Annotated in this window: 7 protein-coding genes and 5 tRNA genes; all 12 read left to right on the top strand. The window is 59.9% G+C overall.

Features of this window, described 5'->3' with window-relative positions; all coding sequences use genetic code 11:
- The first annotated feature begins 15 nt into the window (after positions 1-15).
- The gene (gene pgsA / locus CR152_RS18885; protein ID WP_099877078.1) at positions 16-600 is read left to right on the top strand and encodes a CDP-diacylglycerol--glycerol-3-phosphate 3-phosphatidyltransferase; all 585 of its coding nucleotides are present in this window, start codon (positions 16-18) and stop codon (positions 598-600) included.
- 92 nt (positions 601-692) lie between these two features.
- Positions 693-768 (top strand) — tRNA-Gly (locus CR152_RS18890).
- Between the two features lie 77 nt (positions 769-845).
- Positions 846-921, top strand: a tRNA-Gly gene (locus CR152_RS18895).
- 53 nt (positions 922-974) lie between these two features.
- A tRNA-Gly gene (locus CR152_RS18900) sits at positions 975-1,050 on the top strand.
- A gap of 47 nt (positions 1,051-1,097) precedes the next feature.
- Positions 1,098-1,173 (top strand) — tRNA-Gly (locus tag CR152_RS18905).
- A gap of 66 nt (positions 1,174-1,239) precedes the next feature.
- A tRNA-Cys gene (locus CR152_RS18910) sits at positions 1,240-1,313 on the top strand.
- 660 nt (positions 1,314-1,973) lie between these two features.
- Positions 1,974-2,456, top strand: a complete 483-nt coding sequence (locus CR152_RS18915; protein ID WP_157778588.1) for a tyrosine-type recombinase/integrase — start codon at positions 1,974-1,976, stop codon at positions 2,454-2,456.
- 582 nt (positions 2,457-3,038) lie between these two features.
- The gene (locus CR152_RS18920) at positions 3,039-3,284 is read left to right on the top strand and encodes a phosphopantetheine-binding protein (RefSeq protein WP_208640143.1); all 246 of its coding nucleotides are present in this window, start codon (positions 3,039-3,041) and stop codon (positions 3,282-3,284) included.
- Positions 3,277-4,413, top strand: a complete 1,137-nt coding sequence (locus CR152_RS18925) for an acyl-CoA dehydrogenase family protein (protein ID WP_099877086.1) — start codon at positions 3,277-3,279, stop codon at positions 4,411-4,413. Before CR152_RS18920 ends, CR152_RS18925 begins: the two co-directional genes overlap by 8 nt.
- A gap of 297 nt (positions 4,414-4,710) precedes the next feature.
- Entirely contained in the window at positions 4,711-6,297 is a 1,587-nt protein-coding gene (locus CR152_RS18930) for an amino acid adenylation domain-containing protein (protein WP_208640144.1), read from the top strand.
- 3 nt (positions 6,298-6,300) lie between these two features.
- The gene (locus tag CR152_RS18935; protein ID WP_099877092.1) at positions 6,301-10,773 is read left to right on the top strand and encodes an AMP-binding protein; all 4,473 of its coding nucleotides are present in this window, start codon (positions 6,301-6,303) and stop codon (positions 10,771-10,773) included.
- The gene (locus tag CR152_RS18940) at positions 10,770-12,005 is read left to right on the top strand and encodes an ACP S-malonyltransferase (RefSeq protein ID WP_099877095.1); all 1,236 of its coding nucleotides are present in this window, start codon (positions 10,770-10,772) and stop codon (positions 12,003-12,005) included. The genes CR152_RS18935 and CR152_RS18940 overlap by 4 nt, the downstream gene beginning before the upstream one ends.
- Position 12,006 lies beyond the last annotated feature (1 nt).

Raw genomic sequence — 12,006 nt, forward strand, 5'->3', positions numbered from 1 at the left:
AGTGCGCCCGCCTCTATGCCCTTTAATATCCCGATTCTCCTGACCTGGTTACGTGTAGCCCTGATTCCCCTCGTTGTGGGCGTGTACTACCTGCCCGCCCACTGGCTGCCGCGCTCCGACCAGGACACGGCGGCCACCCTGGTGTTCGTCATCGCCGCCATCACCGACTGGTTCGACGGCTTCCTGGCGCGGCGCTGGAACCAGACCTCCGCCTTCGGCGCCTTTCTCGATCCGGTGGCCGACAAATTGATGGTGGCCGGCGCGCTGCTGGTGCTGGTGCACCTGGACCGGGTCGAACACTTCATCGCCTTCATCATCATCGGCCGCGAGATCGCCATTTCCGCGCTGCGCGAATGGATGGCGCAGATCGGCGCATCGCGTTCGGTGGCGGTCAGCTCGATCGGCAAGATCAAGACCGCCGCGCAGATGACCGCCATTCCGCTGCTGCTGTGGCACGACATGCTGTTCCGCGTCGTCGACACCCAGCGCCTGGGCGAATACCTGATGTACCTGGCCGCCGTGCTGACCGTCTGGTCGATGTTCTACTACATGCGCCTGGCCTGGCCCCTGATCAAGGAAAAGGGCGGCATGATGGATTGATGGAAGTAATGGCCTGTCGAACCTTGACAGGCTGTCCAGATCATCTATAATGCCGCCCTGTTGTGACGATGTTGTAACGATGTTGTAACCAAGCGGGAGTAGCTCAGTTGGTAGAGCGCAACCTTGCCAAGGTTGAGGTCGAGAGTTCGAGACTCTTCTCCCGCTCCAGATACTTGGAGAAAACGTCGTCAGGTTATCCTTGAAATGTTGCTTGGTTTCTGCGATAATCATGGTCTTGAAAAAATGCGGGAGTAGCTCAGTTGGTAGAGCGCAACCTTGCCAAGGTTGAGGTCGAGAGTTCGAGACTCTTCTCCCGCTCCAGTTTCTGGATCTGGCTTTAAGTGGCGGTAAGTAGTAGAATGCAGGACTCCAATGCGGGAGTAGCTCAGTTGGTAGAGCGCAACCTTGCCAAGGTTGAGGTCGAGAGTTCGAGACTCTTCTCCCGCTCCAGTTGTTGTGGATCCGGTTGTAGTAAATAGTAAGATGAAAGCTCCAATGCGGGAGTAGCTCAGTTGGTAGAGCGCAACCTTGCCAAGGTTGAGGTCGAGAGTTCGAGACTCTTCTCCCGCTCCAGAATTCGAAAGGGAAGCATCGCTTCCTTTTTTTGTAACCCTCCCGGGGGTTGCGCAGCAAGTCTCTGGCGAGGTAGCAAAGAGGTTATGCAGCGGCCTGCAAAGCCGTTTAGACGGGTTCGATTCCCGTCCTCGCCTCCAGAAAATCAAGGACTTAGTGGATGTTTCGCTAGTTCGAGCAAGCGTCGACCTCTTGAAAAAAGAGGTCGACCACACTTCAAAACGGCCTGCAAACGGCCTGCATTCCCTTGACACCCTGACCGACCATGCGCCCAAATGCGTGCATGGCTACGATCAAAGTCCTGGGGAGTGGGGCGTTCCAGATCCGTGTCGTCAACAAACTCCTTCCCAAACCGTTCTATGCGACCTTCGATACAAGGGAGCAGGCTGTTGCGTTCAGCGACCATTTGACGTCGCTTCTCGCGCAAGGGATCGTGCCCGCCACGCTGGCGCAAGATAAAGGCGTCGCGCGCACGCCTTGGACTGTTCAGCGATGCATCGCCGAGTACCTGCGTAGCGAGTCGGTCCCGGTCTCAGACGAGAAGCTTCTCGAGACCGTCAGGAGCCGCGTCGCCGATATCAACACCAACGACTTGTACTACGACTGGGCTGATGCGTGGGTCCGCGGCATGAAGCAAGTCGACAACCTGTCTCCGAGCACGATCGGGCACCGCCACGGCGCGCTTGCCAGGTGCCTCGACTGGGTATGCCGGCGACATCCACAGATCCTCCCGGCCACCCCTCCTACGGCTCCTGAAGCATGGCTTCGCGACATATACCAAGGAAGACGAAAAGCTTGCCGTGGCCAATGGGGGCAAAGCGAAGACCGACGTCGAACGCGACCGGCGTCTGGATGAAGATGAAGAGGAGCGCATTCTCGCCTGTCTGGTGGCGATGCCGGAGGCGCGCGCGTTCTTCGTGCTCGCGCTCGAAACAGCGATGCGGATGCGCGAGTGTTATACGCTGGAGCTCGAACAAGTCGGTCTTGCCAAAAAAACGATCCACCTCGACCGCAGCAAGAACGGCGATGGCCGCGAAGTGCCACTGTCGTCGACAATCGGGAAGCTCCTTGGTGAATATATCAAAGTACATGCTGACGATATCAAGGCCCGGGGAGGGCGGCTATTCTCGTTCTGGGAGGGAGATCGATCGGTGCGGGCGCTCGATGCCGCCACCGTCGACGTTTCCTTGATGTTCAAGGACATCTTCGCGTCGGCCGCGGTGAAGGACTTCTACCAGAGCCATGGCGATTCACCCATCCAAGGTCCTACGACGCATAGCTAAAGAGGCAACGGAAGGATATGCCAAAGAATTTCCATTCATTCTTTGAAGCTTTCGCAACCGATTGTGCTTACACCAAATTTTGTGATGCCACCTTTGCAAGCAAAATTTGTTCACACTTTTACTTCGCATTTTTCACAAATTTTCCTCGATTGAGGATTGAGGAAACTTGCTGCCACGTTTGCATTATGATATACTAGCTTAAAATTCAATCTTGGTTCTAAATTAAGTACAGGCTTGCGAGAGTCCTATGCTTTCCTCAGGCTTTTGCACCGGCGAATTATGATCGAATACATAGAGATTACGAAAGTTGTCGGATATGCCGCACCCTACAGCGGGATGCTACGTCGTTGGCGGCGCCGTGACAAGCCAGTGATCGCTCAAGCGGCTGGAGTGGCTATTCTCGGTGCAGGCTAGCGGAGTATATGCGCTGCGCAATTTCGAATCCCTTCGTGAAATTGGGCATGCCTAAGATGGTGGCGTGTGCTTGGAGTCCGTTCTGCACAAGGACAGTTCGATCCAACCTTGCGCTATCCAACAGATCACTTTAAAGACCACAATAGAAAGTATTAAGCAACTATGGACGTGTTTGCTCGTAAGACATTGGTGTCTGAATATCTATGCAAGGCTGCTGGCCAGCAAAATCTGAATGAGACAGTTGATATTTTTGAGGCCGGTCTGGTCAATTCTCTGGCGACTATCCAGCTGATCGCCTTTCTTGAGAAGAACTTCAAGATCAAGGTCGGGCTCGACGATCTGGATCGGGCCAACTTCAATAGCATTCAGGCCGTATGTGACTTTCTGGATAGGAAGGTCGCTGTAAGTGCTTAATCGTTTTCTGTCCCCCTTACAAAACGAGCGCTTCCAGGCGTTTGAGCAATTTGCCACCACCGAGGTCACTCCATATGCCGATGAATGGGACCTGCAGGAGGCCACGCCGCTTCCGATTGTACGCAAGCTGGCCCATAGTGGCTGGCTAGGTGGGCTGGCAAACCAAGACAGTGGCGGCCTAGGTTTTGATGCCACGACCTTCGGCCTTTTGAATTTGGCGATCGGCGCCGGCAGTGGATCATTGACCGGCCTGCTCAATGTTCATTCAATGGTGTTGAAAACCATTGAGGACTGGGGCACTCCCGATCAGAAGCAGCGTTTTCTGGCTCCACTGGTATGTGGAGACATCATCGGTGCCTTTGCGCAGACCGAAGTGTCTGCTGGAGGAGACTCGAAGAACCTGTCGACCAGGTTTGAAGAACATGGCGATGAACTAAGTGTCACGGGGCAAAAAACATGGATCACTTTCGCGCAGATTGCTGACTTGTTTTTGGTGTTCGGCAAGTTGCACGGTCTGGATACCGCCGTGCTGATCCCAAGGGATATACCGGGTTTCACCATCACGCCCAAGAAGAATATGCTTGGCTTTAAGAGCGCCTACCTTGGGGTGCTCGACTTTGCCGATTGTCGTATCCCCAAGGCGAACATCGTCGCTAAGCCCGGATTTGGACAAAGCCTGGTGTCGACCGGCGCACTGGACTATGGTCGCATTAGCGTAGCCTGGGCTGCGCTCGGCATCCAGCAGGCGGCCCTTGCAGCATCAGCCCGCAGAGCAAATTCCCGTTCGACTTTTGGCACCTTGCTGGCAGATCAGGGAATAGTTCGTGCCTATCTTGCCGAGATGTCCGGGAATTTGCTGGCATCGCAGCTGGTTTGTCTGTCAGCAACTATGGCTAAGGAAAGCAAGGAAGAAGATGCTCTAGAACAGATCCTCCAGGCTAAGTTGTTTGCTTCCCAGCATGCTGGGGATGCGGCAGCAAAGGCCGTGCAGATCCACGGCGGACATGGCTGCGACGAGGCGAATGGTGTCAGCCGGTTGTATCGGGATGCAAAGATTCTGCAAGTGGTAGAAGGCAGCAACGAACTGCAGAAAATGCTGATCGGTCGAGCCGTATGTGAGCGCTACTAATGCAGCACCGGAATCATCATTTCAAAAGTGTTTTTTCCAATCATTGCCCACATCTTGGGGCGCACCTCCCGCCCGGTCGCGCTGTTAGTGCTGGGCGTGGATGTCATCGCCATGCCGGACGTGGCTACGCCTGAGACGCTCAATACGCTCCCAGACTGCTGCGTACGTAGGTAATCGCCGGTAGGACACGGTCCTTTCGAGGGGCGTCGACTTGGCGCGATGTCGTGCCAGGGCGGAGGCTTGCCTGCCGTTTTCTCGCTATGCCAAATGCGGCGCCACTGCGGGGAACAATAAAGCTTGAACGAAGAGGACTGTAACGTCATGAGAATCAGCTCACCCATCATTACCGAATATTTCGAACGCACGGCTAAAGACAACCCAAATCCCGCGATACGTTGGGGCAAGGGGAATATCCTGTCGTGGCAGGCGCTATATACCAAAGCCCGACATCTTGCCCAGTACCTGGTGCATGAGCGTGATATCAGCCCTGGAGAATGTGTCGCTATTTGCATGGAGCGCAGCCCGGAGTTCCTCGTTGCCGCTTATGCCGTGTTGCTGGCTGGAGGTGTCTATTTTCCGGTCGATGCGAAAACGCCGGTGGCTCGCCTGGCTTCAATGCTGACAACGGCACGCTGCCGTCTTGCTTTCTGTAGCGAAGCACAGACAGGCACGCTACTGAAGGCGGGGATGGGCCTTGAATTGATTTTGCAGGAACAGCTCCACGAGATCGAGCGTTTGCATTCCGATGGCGCCACGGCTGAGTCGCTGCCCCCGGTTGTAGCAGCCGATCCAGCCTATCTGATTTTTACTTCTGGCAGCACGGGAGCTCCTAAGGGTGTGTTGGTCAACCACGGCGCCTTCATCAACCGGCTAGCCTGGCACCAGGCCCATAGTGCAATGACCGCGGTTGACATCATCTTGCAGAGAACGGCGCTGACATTCGATGTGTCGCTGTGGGAGCTTTTTCTGCCGACGCTCAACGGCGGTAGCCACTACCTCCTGCAGCCGCGGTTTGAGTCCTTTCCGAAAGCCGTTGCGGCTGCACTGGAGAGTGAAGGAATCACCCTAGTTCACTTCGTGCCCAGCCTGCTCAAACCGGTATTGCAGGAACTGCACAGTATCCCGTCATCCTCCCTGGCAGCCTTGCGCAAGGTTTATGTCAGCGGCGAGTCCCTGTCGGCCAGCCTGGTGCAGCAGTTCCAGCAGCAATTCGGCATGCGGTGCCTACTGACGAATCTATACGGCCCGACTGAAGCGGCCATCGACGTCAGCTACTACGACTGCCTCGAGCCAGCGCCAGCAGCTATTCCTATCGGTCAACCGCTGACCGGTTGCGATCTGTATATCGTCGATCCCGAGACCCGCACGCTGAAAGACGAGGGCGCGATCGGCGAGATCGCCATCGGCGGGATCTGTCTAGCCGAAGGCTACTACAACCGGCCCGACCTCACTGGCGAGGCATTCATCGTTCATCCCCAACTTGGCGAGCGCATCTATTTGACGGGTGATCTGGGCTGGTACCAGGAGGGGCGCGGGTTCTTCTGCCAAGGCCGCAAGGATACGCAAGTGAAGCTGCGCGGGCTGCGCATTGAGCTGGGCGAGATCGAGCATCATCTACTTAGCCACCCGGCCGTTACCGAAGCGGTAGCCTGTGTGGTCGAGGACGACGCGGCCGAGCAGTGGCTGGTTGCGGCCATCGTGGGTAGCGCGCCACTCGATCCGCAGGCGCTGCGGCAGTACCTGGCAGCCCAAATGCCGGTCTATATGCTGCCGGCGCGCTACTGGCAAACCGGGCAGCTACCAAGAAGCAGCTCAGGCAAGCTCGACCGCAAGACCATCGCCGCGACCATGCGGGCGCAGTTCTTTTCCGAGATGGTGGCGTGACCGATGGATAAGCAGAGGTTTGAGCTGTCGCGGTCCCAGCAGGCCGTCTTCACGATGGAAGCGTTCCAGCTGTCGGGTCATCACTTCTATCTTGGTGGCGTTGCCCGCCTGCGTGGCGCAGTAACGCTGGAGCAGCTTGCGCAGGCAGTTGCGCTCGTGCGCGACAGTCACGATGTTTTCCGCATCGGCTTTATCGTCGACGCCGTAGGCGCATGGCATGGCATCCGTCAAGACCGGCCGCACAGCCAGATTGAACAGGTGGACTTCAGCTGTCACGCCGATCCGGAGCAGGCGTTTTCTGGCTGGGCCGAGCGCCAGCTGTTGCTGGAAGAAGATCTGGAACTGGCCCCGATACGCATCTTTGTCGTGCGTTTCAACGGCGAACAGGCCGGCTGGTTTGTGAAGGCCCATCACGCGGCGGCAGATGGCGCAGCGCTGGCGTTGGTGATGGAGCATCTGTCCAGCGCGCTGGAATCGGGCCGTTGTGCGGCCTCGCCAGCATTCACCCTTCTTGCTTGTGGCGAGCGCGACTACGAAGGCTCGGATCGTTTCCGGCGTGACGCCCAATACTGGCGCCAGTTGTTCGGCGACGTGGCGCAGGCCGCCGGGCCATCGCTGCGCGCCAGGGCCCCTATTGGCGACTACCGTGCGCGATCGGCCCGCTCGATGCGCATCCGGTTCGCGTTGAGCGATGTCCAAAACGATACCTTGCACCGCTTTAAACAGGTTGGCGGCTCGGTATTCCGGCTCTTCTTTGCCGCGGTCGCGTACGCCCAGATGGTGGTGGAAGACAGCGATGGCGCCCTGCTGCAAGCGCCCATGCTCAACCGGTGGAGCGACGACGAGAAGCAGGCCGTGGCGATGGGGGTCGCCCCCGTGCTGGTGCCCGTGTCGCGCGCTGCCGGCGAGTCGGCGACAGAGTGTTATCGAACACTCAAGCAAGCATTGCAAAAGGCTGTTGTGCATTCGCGCTTTGCGCCCGGCGCCCGCTGGAGCGAATTCGCTTCGCCAGCCTGGAGAAAGGCGGTGCCCGCATTCGGGGTGTCCTACCAGACCGGCGTTTTTCGGGAAACCGTTTCTGGCGCCGAGGTGGATATCGACCATCTGCAGGCTGTCGAGGCTTTGTTCGCCACTATCCACATCCACGACCGCTTCGATGGCGGGCGTTTCCGTCTCGAAGCCGATTTTCGGCAGCAGTGGTCGGCTGCACAGTGCGAAGCCTTTCTTGCAGCGGTAGTCAATCATGCCATGGCGGTGGCGGCCGAGATACTGGAAGAGCCGAACGGTATGGCAGAGGCGCAGGCCGCCAGCTTGGTTGAACCGATTGGCGTCCATCTGCAAGCCGCCTTCGAACGCTATGCCGATCACTGCATGTTCAAGCACGCTCAATCGGCCAGTAGTGTGACCTATCGCGAGGGCTGGAACTGGATTCGCCATTTTGGCGAGCAACTGCGGCGCTACAGTAGACAGGCCGGCCCCAATGCGCCGGTCCTGATTCTGGGCCGGCGATTGCCCGAAACCACGCTGGCCTATCTGGCCTGCTTGATCGACAACGTGACCGTCGTGCCGGTGTGTCCGACCACGCCCGCCGCCAGGCTGCAGACAATCGTTCGCAATTCCGGCGCCGGGTTGTGCATTTTCTCCTCCACTGACCGGCAACTAGCCGAGTCGTTCGGACTGCCACTTCTGCAAGTAGCGCTCGATCGAGCGATGTTCCAGCGCCAGGCAGCTCCCGCGCCCGCAGTGGCGGACACGGGACGGCCGGCCTATATTCTTTACACATCCGGCTCGACCGGGGAACCCAAGGGCGTAGCGATTTCACCGGTCGCGCTCGCCCACTACGCGCTGGCGGCAACGGCTGCCTATTCCGGGGACGGCCCTTTCAGCACGCCCCTGTTCACATCCTTCGGCTTCGACCTGACCCAGACCAGCATTCTCGTGCCAGTGTTGTCGGGTGGCTTCATCCAGGCTTGGGATCAGGACCTCCGAGACGAGCCCGGAATGCTGCGGGCGCTGCTAACCGATGAAGCGCTGACGGCGGTCAAGTGCACGCCCTCGCATCTGTCGCTGCTGACCGAGCATGGCCAGCCCAGGCGCAACCCGCTGACCTTCGTGGTCGGTGGGGAAAACCTCTCTGCCGCGCTGGTGAACAAAGCGCTGTCCTTCTTCCCGCCGGGTAGCCGGGTGATCAATGAATACGGACCGACCGAAACCACGGTCGGGTGTTGCATCTATACCGTCAACCGGCCGAACGAAGACCGTACGCCAGCCGGAACGATTACGCCGATCGGCGAGGCGCTGGGCGCCGCCTGCATGTCGATCCGTGATAGTTGGGGAGAACTGGTCCCCTTGGGGTTCAAGGGAGAGATATGGATTGGCGGCCCGGTGCTGGCGGACGGTTATGTCGGCAATGCGACCCAGACAGCGGCCAAATTCGTGGCGGGACCTGATGGGCGCGGGCGCTGGTATCGCACCGGCGACTTGGGCGTGCAGGACGAACAGGGCCAGTTCCACTGTCTTGGCCGCGTTGACGACGAATTCAAGCTGCGAGGCCACCGGATTCATCCAGCCGAAATCGAGAAGGCGGTCGAAGGCGCGCTGGCTCGCTGCGGCGGCGTGTCCCAGCGCTGGGAATTGAAGGCGCTGAAACTGACGGTGGCAGGCGAGGATGCCATTGTCCTGTGCAGCAGTGAGCCGTTACCGGAGCACCACCCTCACTTCCAGGCCCACTTGAGTGCCGAGTTGCCCGAGGCTTGGCGGCCGAGCCGCTATTGCCCAGTGAAGCCTTGGCCCGTCAACGCCAACGGCAAGGTCGATTCGGCGGCGCTGGCCGCCGCCGTGGCATCGCAGGTGGCAGCTACCGACGCACTCGGCAGCGGCGCAGGTTCGGTCTCGACCCGCCACCGGACCTACCAGATGCCCGAATGGCTCGATGAGGCCTTTCTGCGGCCGATCTGGCCCCAGGTGGTGAACTGGCATGGCTCTTTTCTGGAGCAGGGAGGCGATTCGATCAAGGCAATCCGCTTGGCCGGATTGCTGGCCCGGCACGGTGTCAGGATTGGCGCGGCCGAACTGCTCACCAGCCGTGCGTTGGGCGCCGTGCTGGAAGCGGCGTGCGCCGCCGCCCAGACCACGACTGGCGCGAGCGAGGCAGCAGAGCAGGCCGTCGACGCCGGCTGGATCAGCCATCTGCCGGCCGCGCGCTGGTTCCATCAGCAAAGATTCGAACACGGCGACCGGTTGCAGCAAGGTATCGTACTGACCTTGCCGGCATCCCTGTCGGCCGAGCGCATCCACGCCGCCGTCGAAGCCGTCAAGGCCAGGCATGGCGTATTCTCGCTGCGAGTCGATCCTGTCAGCGGCGCCTGGCGCTTGGCGCCCGCGACCGCGCAAGCCTTGCGTGTGCACGCGCTGCCGCAAGACGGGCGGCTCGAAAGCCGGTTGCAAAACCTGCAGGCCGAAGTCAGCCTGGGCGAGCGGCCCAGCGTTCACGAGATCGTGACCGTGGCCGGCGCCGATAGCCGCCATCTGCTCTGGGTCTGCCATCACCTGTTATGCGATGTGCATTCCTGGATCTACCTGCTCGATGAACTGGACCAGGCGCTTGGCCAGACGCCGCTGGCGGCGGCCCGTGCCGAGCACGGCGTTTTTCTATGGGGGAAATGGCTGCATGAGCTTGGGGTGGTGCCGGCATCCGTGCCGCCAGCCGCGGCCGAGCCGCTGCCCACCGGGGCGACGGCCAGCCTGGCCCTGACGGCGAGCGCGGCGGACCTGCAATGGCTGACGCAACGCCTCAAGGCTGACCGTGCCGAGTTGATCGCAGCTGCCATGCTGGACCTGGCGCGCGAGGACGGAATGTTGCCGCCGCAGCCGCTCGTATTGTTTGAAAACCCCGGTCGTCCGTTTGCTGAAGCCGGGGTGCCGGCCGGCTGGCGAGGCATGTTGGATCAGGCCGTCGGCTGGTTTACCGGCTTCGAGCTGGTGCCCGTGGTTCCCGGGGCCGGAGTGGATTTTTTGCGTCTGCTAAAGACCGCTCGCAACGCCACAAGGCATGACTGGGGCAGCCGCCTGGGCCTGGAGAACGGCGGGGTGGCGCCGCTGCTTTGCATCAATGACATCGGACTCGGCCTTGGCGGCCGGACCGCCTGGCACCACTTCAGCCTGGATCCGGCCCTGTCTGGCGGTTATCGCCATCCAGCCGAAACCGGCGTCGCCAGCTTCGATCTGCAAGTGGGCGATAGCCATTGGGAAGGCAAAGAGCGGGTCACCGTGCTGCTAACGGTGGCAGGCGCCAGGGACGATATGGTTCGCCGCTACCTGTCCCGGCTGGACGTCAGGCTGCTGTCTCTAGGTAACGCCGTGCGCCAAGGCATGGACGACCCGCTCGCACGCCAGGCGCTGCTGCCTTCGGATTTCCCACTTTGTCAGCTCTCGCAGTTTGAGCTGGATCTCATCCTCAATGGAGCTACAGTATGAGCGCCTACATCGATTCTGCGAAAACCGCTTTCCTGTTTCCCGGCGTGGGAGCCCAGCAGCCGGACATGTTTGCCGCGTTCCGGACTTACCCCGAATACCGGGCCTGCCTGGAAGAGGTGTCGGATCTGTCCGGAGTCGATCTGGATGACGTCATCTACGGCGCGGGCCGCCACGCCCTGAATCAGGTGCGCATTGCCCAGCTGGCCTTGACGGCGACCACGGTGGCTATTGCTCGGATACTGCGCGATTACTGTGGACTAGTGCCCGACTTCGTGATGGGGCACAGTCTTGGCCAGTTTCCGGCGCTGTGCGCCGCCGGTTATCTGGATCTGGCGACAACCACCAAGGTGGTCAACCTGCGTTCGGAGGCAGTCGAAGCCTGTGCCCGTACTTACGAACAAGGCGAAATGTGCTGGGTATTGCATGTACCTGCAGAACTCGTGGCACGGCAGGTAGAGCAGACCCGGCAAGACGAAGGAGTGAAGGTATATGTGTCCGCCATCGACGCCTTCGATCAGGTCACGGTATCGGGCGAAATGTCCGAGATCCGCCGTTTCGCCCCCCGCATCGAAGCCCTGGGCGGACTGGTTTATCCTCTGAAGATCGGCGGTCCCTTCCATTCGCCCTTGATGGCGACGGCCCAGGCACAGCTTGTGGAGGCATTGCACTTCCTGCCCCAGCCCGACGATAGCCGGCTACTTTCCCGCCTCGTCTGTAACGTGAGCGCCGTTAAGTTGCCGGCGGCCGAATTGAAGACCTCTATTCTCCAGCATTTGATTTCGCCGGTGCAATGGCTGCGCAGCATGCAGTATCTAGCGGGGCAGGGCGTGACGCATTACCTCGAAATCTCGCCCAAGTCGGTCCTGGGCTACCTGGTGCAGCGGACCAGCCTGCCGCTGCAGCCACTGTACGAGCCGCAGGAATTGTTGGGTTGCGTGGAGTCTCTGAACACACCGGAACAGCGGCTGGAACGACTTTGGCGCCGCTGTTGCTTCCATCTTTACAGCGAGCCGCTGCCAGGCATTGACCGGGGCGCGGCCCTTCAGCAACTGCGTGAGATTCGCAACGAGATCCGGCAGCGGATGCCAGCGGCGCCGGTCGCACCATCCGAGCGTGACTTTCTCTACCAGCGCACCCGGCAATGGCTCGACATCATTGAAGTCGAGGGAGGTCAGTCCCTGTCAACGGCGCAGCTCAGGCTGCAGAGCCTGTACCAGGCGGCGGGGCGGTGAG

It is taken from the genome of Massilia violaceinigra, assembly GCF_002752675.1.
In the GTDB taxonomy this organism is placed as follows: domain Bacteria; phylum Pseudomonadota; class Gammaproteobacteria; order Burkholderiales; family Burkholderiaceae_D; genus Telluria_A; species Telluria_A violaceinigra.

Excerpts from the sequence above, each read along its gene's own strand:
- pgsA (WP_099877078.1), top strand. The coding sequence starts at position 16 with ATGCCCTTTAATATCCCGATTCTCCTGACCTGGTTACGTGTAGCCCTG.
- CR152_RS18935 (WP_099877092.1), top strand. The coding sequence starts at position 6,301 with ATGGATAAGCAGAGGTTTGAGCTGTCGCGGTCCCAGCAGGCCGTCTTC.
- CR152_RS18940 (WP_099877095.1), top strand. The coding sequence starts at position 10,770 with ATGAGCGCCTACATCGATTCTGCGAAAACCGCTTTCCTGTTTCCCGGC.